This window comes from Buttiauxella sp. S19-1, from assembly GCF_022134725.1.
In the GTDB taxonomy this organism is placed as follows: Bacteria; Pseudomonadota; Gammaproteobacteria; order Enterobacterales; family Enterobacteriaceae; genus Buttiauxella; species Buttiauxella ferragutiae.
Window position 1 is genome coordinate 1 of record NZ_JAHWLU010000065.1, and the last position, 20,528, is coordinate 20,528.

A 20,528-nucleotide genomic window follows, 5' to 3' on the forward strand; every position below is an offset into this window, starting at 1 on the left:
CAGTAATTTTATATAAATTAATTTGATCAATGATATTTGACGTTGCATTTCTATTGGTTGGGGGACTGTTCGTCGATGTAACGTCTATTATTTAGCTCGCATCCTTCCCTGGTAAAGAGATAAAAACAGGACGTGAATGGGCATCCATGCCCAGCCGTCATTACATCTCAAAATCAGGTGCTTCTAAATCCGTGAAGCCGCCTTTACCTTCCCAGCCTGCCAGGCTCTGATACACCGTTTCCACCGCCGCTTTTATCGCGTCGGTCATTGGGTAGTAAAAACCAACAATATCAGGCTGAATGCCGAGGAAAATCACCTCGGCAACATCTTCTTTAATCTGATCGATCAAATAATTAAGTGGCATGTTGTGGGTGGTCATCATAAACATTTCGGCGATGTCATCCGGGTCGATGATACGGATTTCACCTGGGTTCAGGCCCATATCCGTGGCATCAACCAGCAGCAATCTTTGCGGGCGTAATTCACGAATCGCCACCACATCGTTTTCCGGTGCGGTGCCGCCGTCGATAACAATCCAGTCGCCTTGTGGGGCGGCCTGGCACTTTTCTGCCAGCAACGGGCCAGCACCGTCGTCACCCATCATGCTGTTGCCGACACAAAGTAAAACGTTAGTCATAGCGTCTCCGTACCATCAAATAAATGGCGGGTTCTTGTTGAATGGCTTGCAGCATATCGAGCAACGCCTGGCTCCATTCTTGCTGCTGTTCAGTTTGATTCGGTTTTGCGGCATCAAACGCTTTCGCCAGTAAAACCACATGGCTTTGGTCGATAACGATTTCACCGTAACGCGGCACACCTTCCATTTTACGCCGCGCTTCGCTGCCCTCTTCAAGCGTGGCAATCCACGCTTTGTAAGGCTCGAACGAGCAAACCAGGTTCTCTTTCAGGCAGTCGATAACGCCGAGATGGTGGCCGATTGCCAGGCTGTAATAAACCACCTGTTGCGCATCACTCGGGGTGTTGTCGTTTTCATCGACAAACTTACGGCTAAGCTGGCAAAACACCACCGACTCGCTCATTACACGCGCTCCTGCTTAACCAGTTCTTCCAGATGCGTGACGATCTCAGTCAGACGCGGATCGTTCTCATGTGCCAGCCACTGCTGAACACTGCCGCCACCGGCGGTGAGATTTTCCATATAGCTGTCAGCAATCTGGCGGCCATAGCGATAACCCGCAAGGCTGCGCGCTGCGCGGTCGATACGAACACGCAGTGGCTGAACCATATCCGGATGCAGGATTTGCGCCGGTTGTGCATCCATTTCACTGGCTTCGCGCGCGTGGATTTTTTGCTCCAGCAAGCCTAGCGCCATAGCAAAACCATACAGCGTTGCCGCAGGTGTTGGCGGGCAACCTGGAATATACACGTCGACCGGGACGATTTTGTCGGTGCCGCCCCAGACGCAATACAGGTCGTGGAAGATACCGCCGCTATTACCGCACGCGCCGTAAGAAATACAGATTTTTGGGTCCGGCGCTGATTCCCACGCGCGCAGCGCGGGGGAACGCATGGCGCGGGTCACAGCGCCGGTAAACAGTAAAATGTCCGCATGACGTGGTGACGGTACCACTTTAATCCCGAAGCGTTCAGCATCGAAAAGTGGTGAAAGGGTGGCGAAAATTTCAATTTCACAGCCGTTACAGCCACCGCAGTCAACACGATAAACATAGGCAGAACGTTTAATCTTTTTCAGCAACGACGTTTTCATCGCGGCGATGGATTCATCCACCGTCATTGGCACTGGCATGCCGTTGTCGTCGCGTGGGCCGAGTAACATACTCATTAGCTGGCCTCTCTAATTTGGCGGCTAAGGTCGATTTGGTCGGAAGAGACCAGGCTTTGCTGGCGTTTACATTCCGGGCAGGTTTCAAACGCAGCGCGATGCGCTTCGGCAAGTTTGTCGCCGTTGTGCTCAAGCAGGGCAATGGCGTAATCAATCTCTTTTTGCACCGCGAAAGGCTTGCTGCACTGGCGGCAGTTGCACAGGTCAAAACGCGCCTGTTGCAAGAAATCTGCTTTGTTCCAGACTGCCAGTTCATATTCCTGAGAAAGCTTGATGGCAGCAGTTGGGCAGACTTCTTCACAGCGTGCGCAGAAAATGCAGCGCCCAAGGTTGAAAGTCCACGCCAGTTGGCCGGCCACCAGATCGGTTTCCACCGTTAATGCGTTGGATGGGCATGCGTTAACGCATGCCGCACAGCCAATGCATTGCTGCGGATTATGTTCCGGTTTGCCCCGGAAGTTTGGGTCCACGGCGATCGGCTGTAGCGGGTACGACTCAGTGGCCACGCCGCCTTTAATGGCTTTTTTGATGAAGTTAAACATGGTGACTCCGGTGTTTTGCTTTGGCTGTATTTGCCCTCACCCCGGCCCTCTCCCCCTGGAGAGGGGGAAAAGAAGGTTCCCTCTCCCTCAGGGAGAGGGTTAGGGTGAGGGTGGTATTAGCCAAAGGCATCTCAATCATTTCAGCGGCGAATTGGTGCGTTCAATGCTGTAGCGCTCAAGCTCTTTGTACGGCACCACTTTGGTCTTGCGCTTACGCACATCAACCACCGTCATGCGGTCGGTACAGGAGTAGCAAGGGTCAAGGCTACCGATGATAAGCGGCGCATCAGAAACAGTGTTGCCGCGCAGCATGTAGCGCAGCGTCGGCCAGTTGGCGTAAGTCGCCGCACGACAGCGCCAGCGGTACAACTTCTGGTTATCGCCGGTCATCGACCAGTGAATGTCATCGCCACGCGGCGCTTCAGAGAAGCCCAGTGCAAAACGGTTTGGAATATAGGTGAAACCGTCTACCGCCAGCGGGCCGCCAGGCAAGTTATCAAGGCCGAAATCAATCATGTTCAACGCGGTATACACTTCGTTGATGCGCACTTTCAGGCGCGACAGCACGTCGCAGCCGGTTTCGCTGTGGACTTCCATTGGCAGCAAACCGTAACCGACAAACGGGTGATCGGCGCGAGTGTCACGGGCATGACCGCTGGCGCGAACCATTGGACCGACGTTACTGAAATCACGAGCGATTTGCGGGTCAAGACGGCCAATACCAACGGTACGCTGTTCGATGTTTGGCGTGCTCATCAGAATATCGACCAGGTCTTTCACTTCGCGGCGCATTTGCTGTGCGAGCTGGCGTGTCTGGATCATGTCGTCTTTCAACAGATCGCGACGAATTCCGCCGATCAGGTTCAGGCCGTAAGTCTTACGTGCGCCGGTGAGGATTTCTGCCATTTTCATCGACATCTCACGTACGCGGAAGAACTGCATAAAGCCGGAGTCGAAGCCGACAAAGTGGCAAGCCAGGCCGAGGTTCAGCAGGTGGCTGTGCAGGCGTTCAACTTCCAGCAAAATCGCGCGGATCATCTGGGCGCGTTCTGGCACCACGATACCCATCGCATTCTCGACAGACGTGGTGTACGCGGTGCTGTGGGCGAAGCCACAGATGCCACAAACGCGGTCAGACAAGAAGGTGACTTCGTTGTAGCCCATGCGGGTTTCAGCCAGTTTTTCCATGCCACGGTGAACATAGAACAGGCGGTAATCGGCATCAATGATGTTTTCGCCATCAACGAACAGGCGGAAGTGGCCCGGTTCATCGCTGGTAACGTGCAGAGGGCCAATTGGCACCACGTTGTTTTTCTTGCTGCCCAGCTCATTGATGAACTGATAGGTTTCCTGATCGCTGGTTGGGGCAGGGCGCTGACGGTAATCCATGCTGTCTTTGCGCAGCGGATACAAATCGTCTGGCCAATCATCGGGCAGCACTAAACGGCGCTCATCTGGCAGGCCAACAGGTTGCAGGCCGTACATATCACGCACTTCACGCTCGCCCCACACCGCCGCTGGCACACGCGGCGTGACGGACGGGAATTCAGGCTTGTCGGCATCGACTTCTACACGCACGGTAATCCAGCATTTCACGCCAGTTTCCATTGAAAGCACGTAATAAACCGCATAGTTGCCGCACAACTGGCGCTCATCGTTACCGAACAATACGGATAACCAGCCGCCCTGTTGGTAGTAAAGCCATTCCACCACTTCTGGCAGCATGTTGAGCTTCACGTTGACGGTGATTTGGTCTTTGGTCTGCCACGCTTCGTCGATCACCGCATGAGGAAATTGCTTATGCAAAGCGGCGAGATAGTGTTGGCCAATCTTTTCTTCAGACATAGATAAATTCTCTTAAATCACGCCGCCAGCAAGGAGACGAAGGCTAAAAAGGCAAAGCCAAAACCGGCCCAGGTAATGCGCGAAGTTTCCAGCATGCGTAAACGCGCCATGCTGTTTTCGAACAGCGCGATAATCAGCACGCCAAGCACCAGCTTAACTGCCGCCAGAACCAGCGCGATGACAAGGCCGCCCCAGCTAAATTCGCTCATCTGGCCCCACGGCAGGAACACGCCAACGAACATTTGCAGCACAACCAATTGCTTGAGGGAAATACCCCATTTCAGCACCGCAAAACCCGCCCCGCTGTATTCGGTCAATGGGCCTTCCTGCAACTCTTGCTCGGCTTCTGCGAGGTCAAATGGCAGTTTGCCCATTTCGATAAACGTGGCGAAGGCACAAGCGGCGAATGCCAGAATCAGCGTTAAACTCTGCGCAGTTGGCCAGTGGTAAATGGTGGAAGCGATATTGCTGATGTGGGTGCTGCCAGCGACTTGCGCGGCAACCCACAATCCCAGAATCAGGATTGGCTCAACCAATACGCCGAGCATCGCTTCACGGCTGGCACCGATACCGGTAAACGGGCTACCGGTATCCAGACCTGCAATCGCGAAGAAGAAACGGGCGATGGCGAACAGGTAGATAAGGGTGATCAAATCGCCCAACGACGGCAGCGGTGAATAGAGGGTGACGACCGGCAGCGCGGTGGCAATCGTTAGCATGACGCCAACCATCACAAACGGCATCAGGCGGAACACCCAACCGGACGCGGCTGGTGCTACGCTCTGGCGGCTGAACAATTTGAACAGGTCACGATATTCCTGCATCACGCCAGGTCCGCGGCGGTTGTGCATGCGGGCGCGGGTTACGCGGGTAATACCAGACAACAGCGGCGCGATAGCAAACAACACCAGCGCCTGAATCATGGGTAATAAAATGAACTTCATCTCAGGCTCCTTAAGCGCAAACCGCAACCAGCAACACCGCCAGCTCAATCATCGCCAGGCGACGGAACGTACCGGCTAAGCAATCGCACTGCCAGCCAGGCACCCATTTCACCGGGTTCAGGGTTTTGCGAAGTTTCAGCAGTGGCGCGAATGCCGCTTTCACTGGCTGAGCAAAACCTCCCGCGGTAATCACCATCGCTTGTTCGTGGTCGTAACCGCAGACCCAGGCCGTGCCGCGTGAGCGGTTTGGCAGGCGGTCGCCACGGAAAATCACCATCAAAATCAATGGCAGCAGCGGGCTGGCAATCAGCAACAGGGTGATCATCGGTTGTGAAACGGTGGTATTTGCGGTTTGCAGCGGTAGCGGAATAGCGTTCTGCAACAGCGGAATCAGCCATGGCGCAGCAACACCGGCAATCACACAACAGGCGGCAAGTGCAGCCACACTCAGGTTCATCAAGAACGGTGCAGATGTGGCGTTTTCAGCTTCGGGTGTGCGCGGTGCGCCCAGGAAGGTAACGCCATAAACTTTCGCCATACACATCACTGCCAGCGCGCCAGTAATCGCCAGGCCTACAGCCAGCAACGGGCCTAAGAAGCGAGCGATAAACAGCGGCAAGGTGCCGAGGTGGAAGAACGACTGGTAAATCACCCATTCGCCCGCAAAGCCGTTAAGCGGAGGCAGAGCAGCCATCGCCATCAGGCCGATCAGCATGGCGATAGAAATCAGCGGCATACGCTTGCCAATCCCACCCAGCTTTTCGATATCGCGATGACCGGTACGGAACCAGACTGCGCCTGCGCCGAGGAACAAGGTAGTTTTGAATACGCTATGGTTGAACAGGTGATACAAGCCACCAATCATGCCCAGCGCAACCAGCGTGGATTCGTTCAGCGCCAGACCCATCAGGCCAACGCCGAGGCCGAGCAGAATAATGCCGATGTTTTCCAGCGAGTGGTAAGCCAGCAGGCGGTTGATATTGTGTTCCATCAGCGCGTACAGGCCGCCGATAAACGCTGTAATCATCCCCAGAATCACCACCAGAATGCCCCACCACAGCGGAATCACGTTGCTGATCAGTGAGAAACTCATAATGCCGAACAAACCAATTTTCAGCACCACTGCAGAAAACAGCGCCGCAGCAGGAGCAGACGCATTGGCGTGTGCCTGAGGCACCCAGCCGTGCAGCGGGATAATGCCTGCCAGTAGGCCAAAACCAACCAGACCCAGCAACCAGACGACGGAGCTGATTGGCGCGCCATTGGTCAACAAATGCAGTTCGGCGTAGCTCAGCGTGCCGTACTGTTTCCACAGCATCCAACAAGCGATGGCCAGTAGCACGGTGCCGAGGCGGCCCAGCGCAAACCACAGCTGCCCGGATTTCTGGCAGCCCGTCAGGAAGTAGCCGCTGAGTGCGACGATTTCTGCCAGCACCACTAACATGCCGAGGTTATCAGCCACCAGTGCCGCAACCGCCGCCGCCATCACCAGGTTCACCAGCAAGCCATTGGCTTTGACTGCCTGATGGCGATGCCAGTCGATATTAAACAGCGAGATAAACAGACCTGGCAGACCCAACGTCACCAGCCAGATGCCGTTAAAGGCGTTGAGCTGTAAATGCAGTTGCCAGACTTGTGCCATACCGCTAAAGCCGGTTAAGGCATCGAAACCGGCAATCAGCACCAGCACCGAACTGATAGCTCCGCCAATCCCGGCGATAAAACCGCTCAGCGGTTTATTAAATGCCGTGATTCCTGCCAGCACTGCGCTTAGCACAAATCCCATTAGTGCCCAATGAATCAGGATAAATGCACTCATTTTTTTACCTCAGGCTGGGTAAACAGGGTGAGATCGCCAAGCGTGGTGCTCAGGGTCAATTCACGTTTGCGTTTGCTTGATTTGGCAATGTCGTTGTTATCAACCACGCGCAGCGCTTTAGTTGGGCAGGTGCGTACGCACGCCGGGCCATCTTCGTCGAAACTGCACAAGTCGCATTTCACGGCGATAGCGCGGATGCCCGGCACCCAGTCGATAAGCGTGCTGACACGCGCAGGGGCTGGCGGTGCAGGAGGCGCTTTCGGGCTGTTGGCATTAGCCGGGATATGAATGGGGCGGCTACCGGAAAATTCGATAGAACCGAATGGGCAGGCGATAGCGCACAGTTTGCAACTGACGCACAGGCTTTCATTAAGCTGTACTGCGCCATCAACGCGTTTAATGGCATTTACCGGACAGACGCCAGCACAAGGCGCATCTTCACAGTGATGGCACATTTGCGGCGCGGAATCATTCGCGTCACGCATCACTTTCAGGCGTGGCATGGATTGCAGGCCGTGCAGGCGGTGCGTTTCAGAGCAAGCCGCCTCGCAGGTATGGCAACCCATGCAGAGTTTGGAGTCGGCGATTATAAAGCGATTCATCATTTTCATCATTTTCATCATTTTTGACGAAATAGTGCCGACGGCTGCCGTTTCGACAGTTTTCGACACCCCGTATGACTATCAAGCCTGAGAGCTTTGTTGCAGTTGGCCCATCGACACAGGCGTGTCGCTGTGAACTGCGCTGTACAAGCTTTCGTATACCGGATGGATTTTTTCGAGGTAATGCTCGAGCACATCGTCGCGACTACGGTTGCTGATGGTGCTATCGATACGGCCTTCGTCATCAAGGATTGCTTTAGCAATCAACACTCTGTCTTCGCCGTTACGCTTCTCGACGTAGTACTCGATGGTGTGGCTGTTGAAGCCTTCTGCCAGGCGGACGTGAATGACGAAATGGTCAAATAAGAAGAAGCGCAGTGAATCATCAGGGTTGCATCCCACGGCGTGATGCAGTTTGGCCTTAGAAAGGGTGATGCCCTGAATCAAGCTATTGCAGTAATGTTGCCACTGCGTGAGCAAGCGTTGGTGCTTGTCGGCAATGTATTCGGCTTTTTCGCTCAGTTCCCAAATGTTCATTATTAAATCACTCTGTTTTTGCTGTTGCGTCTACAGAGCACGTTTCGTGCCAACATTGTATCTTTTTGAAATTATTGATTTTTGTATTAATTGCGAGTGAGTAACCACAGGATTGACATGTCATTTCGACATGTTTGACGGGGGAATGTCAGCATTGTTTATGCTGAGTAAGGTGGTGTTCCGTTCACCCGGGAGATCTCAGGTCCTTCATATATCTGCGAACGGTGAACGTGCCAGGTGGCTCACGCCAGCCCCCTGGCAACCCCGGCGCCCGGTGATTAAATTGCCGCTGCGCGGTAAACCCCAGCTTATCCCCAACGTTCAGGGTCGTTCGCGACTCGCTCCCGGCGATCGCTCTCTTTCGCTGCTCCCGGCAGCTCAGCCCTGACTTATGGGTAACGCTGGGGCAATTTATACCGGGACTCAAGGTCAAAACCGGTTCGGCTTTTGACGTTCACCGTTTCGGTAAGTTCAGGGATCGGTAAACTTTCAGTGAACGGAATAAATTCGGTCTGTCAGAGAAATGGATATAAACCCTGGCATCATCCTTGCATTACCTCCCCCCAGATACCCCGGAGGCAACATGCACGAAATCACTCTCTGCCAACGCGCACTGGAACTCATCGAAGCTCAAGCCCGCCAACACGGCGCGACACGTGTCACCGCCGTCTGGCTGGAAGTGGGTGCTTTCTCCTGCGTTGAACAAAGCGCGCTGGAGTTCTGTTTCGAACTGGTGTGCCGCGACACCCTCGCTGAAGGTTGCCAGCTTCATATCCATCAGCAAGAAGCGGAATGCTGGTGCTATGACTGCCAGCAGCACATCACCTTGTTAACCCAGCTAGTCCGGCGTTGTCCGTTGTGCGAGGGCAGCAATTTACGCATCGTTGCCGATGATGGCGTGCAGATTAAGCGTCTGGAAGTAGAGGAGACGAATCATGTGTAGTACTTGTGGTTGCGCTGAAGGCAACCTGTATATAGAAGGCGACGAGCGCAACCCGCATTCTGGATTCCGTAGCGCACCTTTCGCGCCAGCCGCACGGGCTTTAACGCCAATCACTGGAGTTAAATTTGCCCCCACCGCCGATGAACAAGGCGACCTGCATTATGGCCATGGTGCCGCAGGCACTCACGCGCCAGGCATGACTCAACGCCGGATGCTGGAAATCGAACTCAACGTGCTGGATAAAAATAACCAGCTCGCCATCTATAACCGCGAACAGTTCGCGAAACAGCAGCAACTGGTGCTGAACCTGGTTTCCAGCCCCGGCTCCGGTAAAACAACACTGTTGACGGAAAGTCTGAAACGCCTGATTGGCCGTGTACCTTGCGCGGTGATTGAAGGCGACCAGCAAACCGTAAACGATGCCGAACGCATTCGCGCCACCGGCACGCCAGCGATTCAGGTGAACACCGGTAAAGGCTGCCACCTTGATGCGCAGATGATCCGCGACGCCATGCAACGCCTGCCGCTTGAGCGCAACGGCATTCTGTTTATCGAAAACGTCGGCAACCTGGTGTGTCCGGCGAGTTTTGATTTGGGCGAACGCCATAAAGTGGCGGTGCTTTCGGTGACCGAAGGCGAAGACAAACCGCTGAAATACCCGCATATGTTTGCCGCCTCTTCATTAATGCTACTCAACAAAATCGACCTGTTGCCATATTTGCAGTTCGATGTTGAGAAGTGCCTCGACTACGCTCGCCAGGTGAACCCGAATATTGAAATCCTGCTGGTTTCTGCAACGAGTGGTGAAGGTATGGACGAATGGCTGAACTGGCTGGAGACACAGCGATGTGCATAGGCATTCCGGGTCAAATCGTCGAACGCTTGCCGGATGGCAGCGCCAAAGTCGACGTCTGCGGCATCAAGCGTGATGTCAATCTGATGCTGGTGGGCGACGCCCAAATCGGCCAGTGGGTGCTGGTGCATGTCGGTTTTGCGATGGCGATTATTGATGAAGCCGAAGCTCGTGACACGCTCGATGCGCTGCAAAACATGTTTGAAGTGGAACCCGATGTCGGCGGCCTGTTGTTTGGGGAAGAACGCGGATGATGCATTTTGTTGATGAATACCGCGCGCCAGAAAAAGTCATGCAGTTGATAGACGTACTGCGTGAGCGTGCGCCTAAGCTGGCCTACACAGCACAACGCCCGCTGCGCATTATGGAAGTGTGCGGTGGGCATACTCACGCCATCTTTAAGTTTGGCCTCGATCAACTGCTGCCGGAAAACATTGAGTTTATCCACGGGCCGGGTTGCCCGGTTTGCGTGTTACCGATGGGCCGTATTGACGCATGTATCGAAATCGCCAGCCATCCCGAAGTGATTTTTTGTACCTTTGGCGACGCTATGCGCGTGCCGGGCAAAAATGGCTCACTGATGCAGGCCAAAGCTCGTGGTGCAGATGTGCGCGTGGTGTATTCGCCAATGGACGCCCTGGCGATGGCGAGCCAGAACCCGGAGCGCAAAGTGGTGTTCTTCGGCCTCGGTTTTGAAACCACCATGCCGACCACGGCTATCACCCTGCAACAAGCCAAAACGCAGAGCATCAACAATTTTTACTTTTTCTGCCAGCATATAACGCTGATTCCTACACTGCGCAGTCTGCTGGAGCAGCCCGACAACGGCATTGATGCTTTCCTGGCACCAGGCCATGTCAGCATGGTCATAGGCACAGAAGCCTATGACTTTATTGCCACTCAACATCATCGCCCGCTGGTGGTTGCCGGTTTTGAACCGCTCGACTTGCTGCAAGGCGTGGTGATGCTGGTGGAGCAGAAAATCCATCAGCACAGCAAAGTGGAAAACCAATACAAACGTGTGGTGCCGGATGCGGGTAATAACCTTGCGCAGCAGGCGATTGCCGAAGTATTTACTGTGCGCGGTGATGCCGAATGGCGCGGGCTTGGCACTATCAGTGATTCTGGTGTGCAACTGACAGAAGGTTATCGCCAGTTTGATGCCGAAGACCATTTCAAACCCGCACCGCAGCAGGTTTACGACGACCCGCTCGCCCGTTGTGGTGATGTGCTCACCGGGCGTTGCAAGCCGCACCAGTGCCCAATGTTTGGCAAAACCTGCAACCCGCAAAATGCCTTTGGCGCGTTGATGGTGTCATCCGAAGGCGCATGTGCCGCGTGGTATCAGTATCGCGGTCAGGAGTGCGAAGCATAAAATCTTTTCGTTGGATGACGCTAACGCTTATCCAACCTACAAAAACGAGTCCAATGTAGGTCGGATAAGCGTTAGCGTCATCCGACATAGCCGTCCGACACAGGTAAAAAATCATGAAAACTATTGAACTCGCCCATGGCAGTGGCGGCCAGGCAATGCAAAAGTTGATCGCCGACTTGTTTATGCAGGCGTTTGATAACCCATGGCTGGCAGAACAAGAAGACCAGGCGCGATTACCGCTCGCTGAGTTAACCGCCAGCGGTGACCGCTTAGCCTTTTCGACCGACAGCTACGTTATCGACCCATTGTTTTTCCCCGGCGGTGATATCGGCAAGTTAGCCATTTGCGGAACCGCGAATGACGTTGCCGTCAGCGGCGCGACCCCGCGCTGGTTATCGTGCGGGTTTATCCTTGAAGAAGGTTTGCCGATTGAAACCCTGGAACGCGTGGTCACCAGTATGGCGGCAACCGCCAAAGCGGCGGGTATCGCAGTAGTAACTGGTGACACCAAAGTCGTGCAGCGCGGTGCGGCAGACAAGCTGTTTATTAACACTGCGGGCATCGGTGCCATTCCTGCCGGGCTGAGCTGGGGCGCACAACACATTAGCGCAGGCGATGTGTTAATCGTTAGCGGAACACTGGGCGACCACGGAGCGACTATCCTTAACTTGCGGGAATCGTTGGGTTTAGAAGGTGCGTTGATGAGTGACTGCGCGGTGTTGACTCCGTTAATCGCGCCCTTGTTGAATATTGCGGGTGTGAAAGCGCTGCGTGATGCGACGCGCGGTGGCGTAAATGCTGTGCTGCATGAGTTTGCTGCCTCAAGCGGATGCGGCATGGAAATCACCGAAAGCCAGTTACCTCTGAACCCTGCGGTACGTGGTGTGTGTGAATTACTTGGCCTTGATGCGTTGAATTTTGCTAATGAAGGCAAACTGGTCATTGCGGTTGCGAGGGACGCCGCAGAAAGTGTTCTCGCGGCTTTACAAGCACATCCATTGGGGCAAGATGCCGTTATTATTGGTGAGGTGGTCGAGCGCAAAGGCGTGCGAGTCGCCGGTCTTTATGGCGTAAAACGGACACTCGATTTGCCACATTCAGAGCCGCTACCACGGATTTGTTGACCTAAGCCAGGAACGCCGAGTGCCGTCCTGGCTACACTTGAGCGGTTTCATAATACAAATCGCCGGCGTTTGATTTCGTAGGGTGGATAAGCGCCAGCGTCATCCACCGCCTCCGCACTACCAATTGGATAAGCAAAATGCCATACACACCGATGAGCGATCTCGGGCAACAGGGTTTATTTGATATAACGCGCACCCTGTTGCAGCAACCTGATCTCCCGGCGCTTGCCCACTGCCTGACACAAATGGCAAAGCAGGGCGCACTGGCGGACAGAGTGAATATTCTGCTTTACCATCCGTTGCATCAGCGTGTGGCCTTTTATGGCCTGGATATACACGGCAAAGAACTGCATTACGAAGATGAAATGGTGCTGGCTAATGGGCCCGTGCGGCGTGTACTGTCGCGCCCGGAAGCGCTGATTTGTACCGAAGAAGAATTTAACGACACCTGGCCGCAGGTGATGAACCTTGAGCTGTATGCGCCATTTAGTCGCTATTGCCTGCTGCCTCTGGCGGCTGAAGGTAAAATCTTTGGCGGCTGCGAGTTTATTCGTAATAACGACGCCCCCTGGACCGACAAAGAACTTAATCGCCTGCATACGCTGGCGCAAGTGGTTGGGCTGGTGGCAGAACAAATCCAGTCGCGGCTCGATTCCAGCCACGATTATGAGCAACTGTGCCGCGAACGTGACGATTTCCGTATCCTGGTGGCCGTGACTAATTCCGTGCTCTCCAGGCTCGATCTCGATGAACTGATCAGCGAAATCGCCAACGAAATTCATCACTATTTCTCGATAGATTCCATCAGCATCGTTTTGCGCGGCAACCGCAAAGACCGCCTGACCGTCTACTCCACGCATTTCGTGAAAGAGCAGTCGTCTATCCACGACCAGAGCGATGTGGCACTGGCGGGTACGCTTTCCGAACGCGTATTCAAAAGCGGTGAAATGCTGCTTTTGAATCTGCATCACGGTGACCAACTCGCGCCGTATGAGCGCATGCTGTTTGAAATGTGGGGCAACCAAATCCAGACTTTGTGCCTGCTGCCGCTGACCTTTGGCAACAACATGCTGGGTGTGCTGAAGCTGGCGCAATGCGAGGCAGGGGTCTTTACCCCGCAAAACCTTAAACTGCTGCGCCAGATTGCTGAGCGTATTGCCATTGCGGTGGACAACGCGCTGGCGTACCAGGAAATCAATCGCTTAAAAGAAAATCTCGTCGACGAAAACCTCTACCTCACCGAGCAAATCAATAATGTCGCCAGTGATTTTGGCGAGATTATTGGCCGCAGCGACGTGATGTCCAACGTGCTCAAACAAGTTGAAATGGTGGCGAAAAGCGACAGTACGGTGCTAATCCTCGGTGAAACTGGCACCGGTAAAGAGCTGATTGCCCGGGCGATTCACAACCTCAGCGAGCGTAACAGCCGCCGCATGGTGAAAATTAACTGTGCGGCGATGCCTGCCGGATTACTGGAAAGTGACCTGTTCGGCCATGAACGTGGTGCGTTTACTGGTGCTAACACGCAGCGTATCGGGCGTTTTGAACTGGCCGACAAAAGCTCGATGTTCCTTGATGAAGTCGGTGATATGCCGCTCGAACTGCAGCCTAAACTGTTGCGTGTGCTGCAAGAGCAGGAATTTGAGCGGCTGGGTAGCAACAAAGTTCAGCAGGTGGACGTACGCTTAATTGCCGCGACCAACCGCAACCTCAAAGAGATGGTGGTCGAGCGCGAATTCCGTAGTGACCTTTATTATCGCCTGAACGTATTCCCCATTACGCTGCCGCCGCTGCGTGAGCGCCCGGAAGACATTCCGCTATTGGTGAAATCTTTCACCTTTAAAATCGCTCATCGTATGAACCGTAATATCGACAGTATTCCGGCTGAAACTTTACGTACGTTAAGCCGTATGGACTGGCCGGGCAACGTTCGTGAACTGGAAAATGTCATTGAACGTGCGGTGCTGCTGACTCGCGGCAATGTGCTGCACCTTTCTTTACCGGAAATGGATTACATCCAGCCGGAAGAAAAACCAGCGCGTCTGGTGGCGAGCGAAGAAATTCGTGAAGGGGAAGATGAGGCGCAGAGAATTTTGCGTGTGCTAAAAGAGACCAACGGTGTAGTTGCTGGCCCGCGCGGTGCGGCACAACGGCTGGGGCTAAAACGCACCACCTTGCTTTCGCGCATGAAACGCTTGGGGATTGATAAAGAGGGAATATAAACTAGTTATAACCCTACATTATTTACCAGGTAACCTTAACCATGGCACTGATCCCAAAAAACTACACGCGGCTGGAAAGTGGCTACCGTGAGAAAGCGTTAAAAATTTACCCGTGGGTATGCGGGCGTTGCTCGCGTGAGTTTGTCTATTCAAACCTGCGCGAACTGACGGTTCACCATATCGACCATGACCACACTAATAACCCGGAAGATGGCAGTAACTGGGAGCTATTGTGCCTGTATTGTCACGACCACGAGCACTCGAAATACACCGAAGCCGACCAATACGGCACCACGGTAGTTGCCGGTGAAGACGCGCAAAAAGACGTTGGCGAAGCGACGTACAACCCGTTCGCTGATTTGAAGTCGCTGTTGAATAAGAAGAAATAATTGGCGGATGAACCGGTTTTTTCGGATGACGCTGCTGTATGAGCTACGGTTCGATTATGACTTTGTAGGGTGGACAAGCGTTAGCGTCATCCACCATATACGCCAGTTGTGTCATTAGTCAGAAAGGGCGGTTTCCCGCCCTTTATTTCTCTGGTGTTGGCACAATAAAAACAAACTTTAAAATTCTATCCAGCTATCTCTATTGTTGAGCGCAGCTGTTCTGGTTGGCATTGCAGTGACTAAGTTGTGAGTAGATGGACGAGCGGTTGTTGTCTCACCCTGGTTTTTTGAAACCCTAAATATCGACACCACTTTTTCAAGTTGTACTGCTTGTTCTTCAAGTGAGCTGGCGGCAGCCGAAGATTCTTCAACCAGCGCCGCATTTTGCTGCGTGGTGGTATCCATTTCCGCCATTGCCTGCGCAATCTGCGAAATCCCCCGGCTCTGCTCATCAGTGGCTGCGGCAATTTCGCTCATGATGTCTCTCACCTGGATAACTGACGTTTCGATGTTGTCCATCGCCACCCCAGCACCTTCCACCAGGCGGAAACCTGAATCGACATAAGAAACGGATTCGTGAATTAACGATTCAATCTCTTTTGCCGACTGCGCACTTCGCTGTGCCAGGTTGCGTACTTCACCAGCGACCACGGCAAAACCTTTCCCCTGATCCCCAGCTCGCGCCGCTTCAACCGCCGCATTCAGCGCCAGAATATTAGTCTGGAAGGCGATGCTATTAATCACGGTCGTGATTTCAGAAATACGGTGCGAGCTGCTTTGCACGTTTTTCATGGTGTCGATAACCATCTTCGAAATCTGGCTTCCCTCATTGGCTTTTTGCGAGGCGGATTCCGCTAACTGGCGGGCATGCTTAGCATTTTCAGCGTTCAGGGCGACGGTAGAAGTCAGTTCTTCCATACTGGCGGCGGTTTCCACCACCGCTGCGGATTGCTGCTCAGTGCGTGAAGATAAATCCATATTTCCTGCGGCAATTTCCGAAGACGAACGAGCGACGCTATCGACGCCATCGCGTACGTTATGCAGGATATCCTTCAGATTATTATTCATCGTCGACACCGCCTGCATCAGCAAACCAAGTTCATCACCGCGCTGGCTTTCCAGTGTGCCGGTGAGGTCACCTTTGGCGATTTGCTCGGCGACTAACAGAGTTTGGTTAAGCGGGCGGGTGATCGAACGGGTGATCGCCAGCGCTATCAATACACCTGCCAATACCCCAATCAGAGCAACGAGTGACATTTCCCACTCAGATGTCGCAACCACTTTTTCAGCTTTCAACTGCTGGAGATCGAACAGCACATTAATCGCGCGGGTAAGCTCCACCGCCCGGTCAGTGAGCTGTGCGGAAAGTGTATTTTGTTGTGTCCACGCTGCAAGATACGCAGGCAGCTCAGTGACATAGCCCTGTGCTTCAGCGATACCCGCCTGTACCCATGTTTGCTCAGATGCGGGTAGCAAAGGAAGCAATTGCTCGGCATGGGCAATGCCTGCGGTTAAGCGTGTTTGTAAAATCTCTCGCGATTTCTCAGTGGGTAGGGTTTTGTAATCATTTAACATCGAGTCGATGTCATTAAATATAAAGCCCAGTTGAGCTACTTGAGTGCGTTGTTCTGCTGGCAGCGTTTGGCTGCGGCTGAGTTTGTCTGCCATAACAGACTTTTTATACAGATCTTTTGAATCCAGACGTTCTTCATCACACTTCGTTTGGTTCAGCGCATTAATAAATGGAGGGGTGCTGACCAGGTAACTTTTCACCGCACTTTCTGTTTTCAGCACGGCATCCATACTGTCTGGTGCCCAACTCAATTTTTTCAGTTGGGTAACCGTTTCTGCCAGTTGATTTAATGCTTTGCTGTTTTGATCAAGGTAATGAACACCATGGGTATATTGGTAATTGGTTCGGCTTAACCGTGCCGCAGTCAGGCTCTTATTTAACTCAACAGTTAAGGCACTTTTGCTTATTTTATCCTGGACGTTTCGCAGACCCAGCATCCCAGTCATCACGATAATAATTGTGATCACAAAAACAACAGCAAACCCTAAGCTGAGTTTTCTGCTGACTTTTAAATTTGAAAATCTATTCGTTATACTCATATTTTATCCAGTAATGGCCCCAGAGCCTTTGGTGAGCGTTGTTATATAAAGATTGCTATCATTCTAAAAATACAAGTGGTAATACCTTTTATAAACACCCTCACCGGCAACTGAATTTCGAACGGAGAGGTTGCAAAACCAGTTACCGGTGAAGATATTTATAAAAAAAAGGGCCCTGAGTATTTCCATAGTCAGGGCAAAAGCATCCTACGTTGGTCGCACTTACTCAAGGTACGACCTTATGGTATTAATCCTTTTCTTTCCCAGTGGTAAGGGTGAGATCACTTAATTTGTAATAAATGGGTATGACATCAATGTGATTTATTATATAGCCACTCCCTTTCATATTTTGAATGAAATCACCGGGTAACCCCAGCAGATGTAGCTTTTTATTAAGATTGTTTAATACCTGCCATAAACGTTGCGTTGATGGAATAAGGTTATTTTCTTCCCAGACATTCTTGAGTAATTCATCTTTGGTCACTTTCTTATGGCGCGCATGAAGCAACAGATAAATAAATAGCTGTAGCATGGTTTCATTAAAGAAAATCGAGCCAAAAATAAAATTACGTTCTGTACTGCTAGAAGGAAGGCGATACAACCTTCCATTATCAATATCGAAATGGATTTCTTTGCCGATCATAAATCCATGCAATTGATAGTCCATATTTTTCATGCTCATATAAAATAAATCCGACTGTGGCACCCTTGCTCGTGTTCATTTCCTATAAGCCCTACTGTTTATACGGATGGATTATATGACTCCGGTGAATACTTACAACTCATGGGTAAGCAGAGTAGTCCATCGTCACATTCTGGCTTTTTATGGAATTTAGCTTCGTTGTAATTTGAATTACAGGAATAAAATATCGCAAATGGAATGAATGTCGTTTTTTAAATCTAAAATATCATCATTATCTTATGGCTCAAGTTATAATATCGAATTCATTGATATATATAGAATATTGTTCTGCTGAAAAAGTTAATGGACTGTTTTAGAAATCTATTTCAGCGCATCACTCGCTATGTGGCGTGGTGAAATTATTCCTTAACCCTGAAGGGGTAATCTCTGAACCGCTCGTTTTTGAGATGGCATCAGCATAGCGATTTCCTCCGCAAGGAGGAGTGATTTTATATGATTTATACTTAGTCAGAAGTCTGCTCACACAGAGAGTGGCTACGGATGCTGTTCCTTTAATAGATTGATTTTAAGAGGAAAAAATATGAATAAGATTTTTTTCCAGGGAAACTCATGCAAAAGGCTTTATTGACCGAATAGGTTGTGGCGAGGATGACAACATGAACACCGTCTTTTTAATCAATGAAACCGTGCTGTTTGACCCGGACGAACACAGCCTGCGGCCGATGGATGGGCAGCCTGGCAGCAAAGTGGTTATCCACACGCCAGCAAGTGAATGCTTATTGCTTTTGCTTCGCCACAACCAACAGGTATTAACGCAGAGATTTCTCTTTGAGCAAGTGTGGGAAAAACACGGTGCGGTGGTCACCACTAATGCGCTCTATCAAAGTATCGCATCGCTAAGAAAAGGGCTTCAGTCAGCGGGGCTTGCGGAAAACATCATTAAAACCGTACCAAAAATGGGGTTTAAATCAATTGCCACGCTACGTGAGGGAACAATAACTGACTTTATTACGCCTGTGGAGGCTACCGTTTTATCGCCCGCGCCTAAAGTTGAACAGCCAGGCGTTCAGCCTCACAACCTTGCTGCGCGCCACTATTCACGCTGGGCGTATCTGGCTGCTGGAGTGGCATTTATTATTTCCTGCGGTGTGCTTTATCACCAACAGTCTGGCGGTGAATCCCACTATTCCGATTACAGCTATATAGGGCAGGTCAACGGTTGTGCTCTTTATTCCTCCTGGTCTGGCGAGGAGAAAAGTCTGCATACTTTTAAGTTGTTGGATAAACGTTATCCCCTTGCCTGTGAGTCTGGCGGTGTCGCTTATTTGACCCTTAACCGTTCTCTGCAGGGTTTGTCGGTACTGCTGTGTAACCGAAAAATTGAATACAGTAATGCAGAATGCCAATCCTACATATTCAGGAAAGATCGCTATGAAGCTTAAAAAAAGGGGGATGAGTTGGGTGTTGATTATTGTATTGATTGCGTTGCCATTACTCTTTGCCTGGTACCAGTCTTACAAACGCGATCACTTTTCCTGTGATGCGACTGCGACCATTATTGGCGAAAATATCGTCTATGAAATGCTGACCCATTTTACCTTTGAAAACGGAAAGGGAGTTTACACGTCGCTTGGGCAACTTCATGAAAAAGGTAAGCCTGAGTTGAATACCAATAACCACTTCACTTTTAAATACTGGCATCAGGATGACAATATCATCATGATTTCGACAGAAAGCAGTGGCGTTGAGAATTTATTTGGCCAGTATTTCCCGCAAACACCGGACTTCTTCCTATACCGTGAACGCGGTATTAGCCTGCAAGTTGAGCGTGAAAATGCTTCGAGTTATTTGTTCAGCTACGATGGCACACCGCTGTTTTATTGTATGCAGGCAAAGCAGAAATAAGCCTCAGTCCGAATTTATATGCACCTTACAATAACGCCGCTTCCAGGCGGCGGGTGTTAATCCCATTTTTTTACGAAACACCTTCCTGAAATAACTCACATCCTGAAATCCGCAACGTTCGGCGACTTCGCTCAATGAGCAGGAGTCGGTAATCAGCATTTTTTCAGCGCACAACACGCGCTGGCGGTGAATGGCATCGGTAATGGTTAGCTGAAAAGTCTGGCGATAAACGCGGCCAAGATAATCCGCATTACAATGTAGCTGGCTGGCTAGTGTTGAGGTGGAAACTGGCAAATGAAATTGGGTGCGAATTAACTGCTGTGCTTTGTAGGCAAGGGCCGCGCCACTGTTATCGGCCTGTATACTGTCGTGCGCCGCCACGGAAAGTTGCTGCATGATCAGCAATAAAATTAATTCCAGTGCGCTGCTGCGCGTCATGGATTCTTGTTCGCTTAAAAACTGACGGAATAACGAAATAACGTATTGGGGATTAAGGACTTGCCCGTGTTGGGGTAACGAGATTAACGATGCCGGAAAATCTGTTTTTTTGTCACACTGCGGAGTGAGTTCAAAATGAAGCCAGTAGAATTTTAAGTCTGCCGGGAAGGTTCCTGTGCCGACGTGTTTTCGATGTGGCCAAAGTAATAAACTCTCACCTTCTCTGACGCTAAATAGTGTGTCGTCCTCACGGATCGTAAGTGTCCCTTTTTCAACGAAAATTAATTCCCATGAGTCCAGTTCACGTTGCGGATGGCTGCCGATGCCACGCGAAATAAACAAGCCGCCATTTTGCACTGAAATGGGTAAAGATATTTTTAAATCAAACAATTAGATTCTCCTTTAATCCATTCACACTGCGGTAGTGTAGA

General features: G+C 51.6%; 21 protein-coding genes. 9 read left to right on the forward strand and 12 right to left on the reverse strand.

Annotation, left to right across the window (positions count from 1 at the left end; translation table 11 throughout):
• Nucleotides 1–160 precede the first annotated feature (160 nt).
• From hycI to hycA, 9 genes are all read right to left on the reverse strand, one after another.
• Nucleotides 161–637, reverse strand: coding sequence for a hydrogenase maturation peptidase HycI (gene hycI / locus MES37_RS14745; RefSeq protein WP_064542421.1), 477 nt, complete (start codon nucleotides 635–637; stop codon nucleotides 161–163).
• Nucleotides 630–1,040 carry a formate hydrogenlyase maturation HycH family protein gene (locus tag MES37_RS14750; protein ID WP_064542425.1) on the reverse strand — a complete coding sequence of 137 codons (411 nt, stop codon included), beginning with the start codon at nucleotides 1,038–1,040 and terminating at the stop codon, nucleotides 630–632. Before MES37_RS14750 ends, hycI begins: the two co-directional genes overlap by 8 nt.
• The gene (locus tag MES37_RS14755) at nucleotides 1,040–1,804 is read right to left on the reverse strand and encodes an NADH-quinone oxidoreductase subunit B family protein (RefSeq protein WP_121814705.1); all 765 of its coding nucleotides are present in this window, start codon (nucleotides 1,802–1,804) and stop codon (nucleotides 1,040–1,042) included. The genes MES37_RS14750 and MES37_RS14755 overlap by 1 nt, the downstream gene beginning before the upstream one ends.
• The gene (locus tag MES37_RS14760; RefSeq protein WP_064542431.1) at nucleotides 1,804–2,346 is read right to left on the reverse strand and encodes a formate hydrogenlyase complex iron-sulfur subunit; all 543 of its coding nucleotides are present in this window, start codon (nucleotides 2,344–2,346) and stop codon (nucleotides 1,804–1,806) included. Before MES37_RS14760 ends, MES37_RS14755 begins: the two co-directional genes overlap by 1 nt.
• Nucleotides 2,347–2,481: 135 nt before the next feature.
• Nucleotides 2,482–4,191 (reverse strand): hydrogenase large subunit, encoded by a 1,710-nt coding sequence (locus MES37_RS14765; RefSeq protein ID WP_064542433.1) that lies wholly within the window; start codon nucleotides 4,189–4,191, stop codon nucleotides 2,482–2,484.
• A gap of 17 nt (nucleotides 4,192–4,208) precedes the next feature.
• On the reverse strand, nucleotides 4,209–5,135 hold the full coding sequence (locus MES37_RS14770; protein WP_064542436.1) for a respiratory chain complex I subunit 1 family protein: 927 nt from the start codon (nucleotides 5,133–5,135) through the stop codon (nucleotides 4,209–4,211).
• Between the two features lie 10 nt (nucleotides 5,136–5,145).
• A complete protein-coding gene (gene hycC, locus MES37_RS14775) occupies nucleotides 5,146–6,954 on the reverse strand; it encodes a formate hydrogenlyase subunit 3 (protein ID WP_064542439.1) in 1,809 nt (602 codons plus the stop codon).
• Nucleotides 6,951–7,556, reverse strand: a complete 606-nt coding sequence (locus MES37_RS14780) for a 4Fe-4S dicluster domain-containing protein (protein ID WP_064542565.1) — start codon at nucleotides 7,554–7,556, stop codon at nucleotides 6,951–6,953. Before MES37_RS14780 ends, hycC begins: the two co-directional genes overlap by 4 nt.
• An 81-nt stretch (nucleotides 7,557–7,637) precedes the next feature.
• Entirely contained in the window at nucleotides 7,638–8,093 is a 456-nt protein-coding gene (gene hycA / locus MES37_RS14785; protein WP_064542442.1) for a formate hydrogenlyase regulator HycA, read from the reverse strand.
• Between the two features lie 583 nt (nucleotides 8,094–8,676).
• Between hycA and hypA the strand changes: the two genes are divergently transcribed.
• From hypA to yajD, 7 genes are all read left to right on the forward strand, one after another.
• Entirely contained in the window at nucleotides 8,677–9,036 is a 360-nt protein-coding gene (hypA, locus tag MES37_RS14790; protein WP_064542445.1) for a hydrogenase maturation nickel metallochaperone HypA, read from the forward strand.
• Nucleotides 9,029–9,892, forward strand: coding sequence for a hydrogenase nickel incorporation protein HypB (hypB, locus tag MES37_RS14795; RefSeq protein ID WP_121814706.1), 864 nt, complete (start codon nucleotides 9,029–9,031; stop codon nucleotides 9,890–9,892). Before hypA ends, hypB begins: the two co-directional genes overlap by 8 nt.
• Nucleotides 9,883–10,143, forward strand: coding sequence for a HypC/HybG/HupF family hydrogenase formation chaperone (locus MES37_RS14800; protein ID WP_034499454.1), 261 nt, complete (start codon nucleotides 9,883–9,885; stop codon nucleotides 10,141–10,143). The genes hypB and MES37_RS14800 overlap by 10 nt, the downstream gene beginning before the upstream one ends.
• Complete coding sequence (gene hypD / locus MES37_RS14805) at nucleotides 10,143–11,264, forward strand: hydrogenase formation protein HypD (RefSeq protein WP_232887263.1); 1,122 nt, start codon at nucleotides 10,143–10,145, stop codon at nucleotides 11,262–11,264. The genes MES37_RS14800 and hypD overlap by 1 nt, the downstream gene beginning before the upstream one ends.
• Nucleotides 11,265–11,377: 113 nt before the next feature.
• Nucleotides 11,378–12,388, forward strand: a complete 1,011-nt coding sequence (hypE, locus tag MES37_RS14810; protein ID WP_121814707.1) for a hydrogenase expression/formation protein HypE — start codon at nucleotides 11,378–11,380, stop codon at nucleotides 12,386–12,388.
• A gap of 137 nt (nucleotides 12,389–12,525) precedes the next feature.
• A complete protein-coding gene (flhA, locus tag MES37_RS14815; RefSeq protein ID WP_121814708.1) occupies nucleotides 12,526–14,610 on the forward strand; it encodes a formate hydrogenlyase transcriptional activator FlhA in 2,085 nt (694 codons plus the stop codon).
• A 41-nt stretch (nucleotides 14,611–14,651) separates the two neighbouring features.
• Complete coding sequence (gene yajD, locus MES37_RS14820; RefSeq protein WP_064542459.1) at nucleotides 14,652–14,999, forward strand: HNH nuclease YajD; 348 nt, start codon at nucleotides 14,652–14,654, stop codon at nucleotides 14,997–14,999.
• Nucleotides 15,000–15,176: 177 nt separating this feature from the next.
• Here yajD and MES37_RS14825 read toward each other — a convergent pair whose 3' ends face one another.
• Nucleotides 15,177–17,039: a methyl-accepting chemotaxis protein gene (locus MES37_RS14825; RefSeq protein WP_237931858.1), complete on the reverse strand. Its 1,863-nt coding sequence runs from the start codon at nucleotides 17,037–17,039 to the stop codon at nucleotides 15,177–15,179.
• Between the two features lie 319 nt (nucleotides 17,040–17,358).
• A complete protein-coding gene (locus tag MES37_RS14830; protein ID WP_443107259.1) occupies nucleotides 17,359–17,793 on the reverse strand; it encodes a winged helix-turn-helix domain-containing protein in 435 nt (144 codons plus the stop codon).
• A 617-nt stretch (nucleotides 17,794–18,410) separates the two neighbouring features.
• On the opposite strand from MES37_RS14830, the gene MES37_RS14835 reads away from it, so the two are divergent.
• Entirely contained in the window at nucleotides 18,411–19,196 is a 786-nt protein-coding gene (locus tag MES37_RS14835; protein ID WP_064542467.1) for a winged helix-turn-helix domain-containing protein, read from the forward strand.
• Nucleotides 19,186–19,659, forward strand: coding sequence for a hypothetical protein (locus tag MES37_RS14840; protein ID WP_237931860.1), 474 nt, complete (start codon nucleotides 19,186–19,188; stop codon nucleotides 19,657–19,659). The genes MES37_RS14835 and MES37_RS14840 overlap by 11 nt, the downstream gene beginning before the upstream one ends.
• Before the next feature lie 3 nt (nucleotides 19,660–19,662).
• Here the strand turns inward: MES37_RS14840 and MES37_RS14845 are convergent, their stop codons facing one another.
• The gene (locus tag MES37_RS14845) at nucleotides 19,663–20,487 is read right to left on the reverse strand and encodes a helix-turn-helix domain-containing protein (RefSeq protein ID WP_121814711.1); all 825 of its coding nucleotides are present in this window, start codon (nucleotides 20,485–20,487) and stop codon (nucleotides 19,663–19,665) included.
• Nucleotides 20,488–20,528 lie beyond the last annotated feature (41 nt).

What these genes read in the sequence shown, in the direction of transcription:
- hycI (WP_064542421.1), bottom strand. Translation starts at nt 637, where the DNA reads ATGACTAACGTTTTACTTTGTGTCGGCAACAGCATGATGGGTGACGAC.
- MES37_RS14750 (WP_064542425.1), bottom strand. Translation starts at nt 1,040, where the DNA reads ATGAGCGAGTCGGTGGTGTTTTGCCAGCTTAGCCGTAAGTTTGTCGAT.
- MES37_RS14755 (WP_121814705.1), bottom strand. Translation starts at nt 1,804, where the DNA reads ATGAGTATGTTACTCGGCCCACGCGACGACAACGGCATGCCAGTGCCA.
- MES37_RS14760 (WP_064542431.1), bottom strand. Translation starts at nt 2,346, where the DNA reads ATGTTTAACTTCATCAAAAAAGCCATTAAAGGCGGCGTGGCCACTGAG.
- MES37_RS14765 (WP_064542433.1), bottom strand. Translation starts at nt 4,191, where the DNA reads ATGTCTGAAGAAAAGATTGGCCAACACTATCTCGCCGCTTTGCATAAG.
- MES37_RS14770 (WP_064542436.1), bottom strand. Translation starts at nt 5,135, where the DNA reads ATGAAGTTCATTTTATTACCCATGATTCAGGCGCTGGTGTTGTTTGCT.
- hycC (WP_064542439.1), bottom strand. Translation starts at nt 6,954, where the DNA reads ATGAGTGCATTTATCCTGATTCATTGGGCACTAATGGGATTTGTGCTA.
- MES37_RS14780 (WP_064542565.1), bottom strand. Translation starts at nt 7,556, where the DNA reads ATGAATCGCTTTATAATCGCCGACTCCAAACTCTGCATGGGTTGCCAT.
- hycA (WP_064542442.1), bottom strand. Translation starts at nt 8,093, where the DNA reads ATGAACATTTGGGAACTGAGCGAAAAAGCCGAATACATTGCCGACAAG.
- hypA (WP_064542445.1), top strand. Translation starts at nt 8,677, where the DNA reads ATGCACGAAATCACTCTCTGCCAACGCGCACTGGAACTCATCGAAGCT.
- hypB (WP_121814706.1), top strand. Translation starts at nt 9,029, where the DNA reads ATGTGTAGTACTTGTGGTTGCGCTGAAGGCAACCTGTATATAGAAGGC.
- MES37_RS14800 (WP_034499454.1), top strand. Translation starts at nt 9,883, where the DNA reads ATGTGCATAGGCATTCCGGGTCAAATCGTCGAACGCTTGCCGGATGGC.
- hypD (WP_232887263.1), top strand. Translation starts at nt 10,143, where the DNA reads ATGCATTTTGTTGATGAATACCGCGCGCCAGAAAAAGTCATGCAGTTG.
- hypE (WP_121814707.1), top strand. Translation starts at nt 11,378, where the DNA reads ATGAAAACTATTGAACTCGCCCATGGCAGTGGCGGCCAGGCAATGCAA.
- flhA (WP_121814708.1), top strand. Translation starts at nt 12,526, where the DNA reads ATGCCATACACACCGATGAGCGATCTCGGGCAACAGGGTTTATTTGAT.
- yajD (WP_064542459.1), top strand. Translation starts at nt 14,652, where the DNA reads ATGGCACTGATCCCAAAAAACTACACGCGGCTGGAAAGTGGCTACCGT.
- MES37_RS14830 (WP_443107259.1), bottom strand. Translation starts at nt 17,793, where the DNA reads ATGAGCATGAAAAATATGGACTATCAATTGCATGGATTTATGATCGGC.
- MES37_RS14835 (WP_064542467.1), top strand. Translation starts at nt 18,411, where the DNA reads ATGAACACCGTCTTTTTAATCAATGAAACCGTGCTGTTTGACCCGGAC.
- MES37_RS14840 (WP_237931860.1), top strand. Translation starts at nt 19,186, where the DNA reads ATGAAGCTTAAAAAAAGGGGGATGAGTTGGGTGTTGATTATTGTATTG.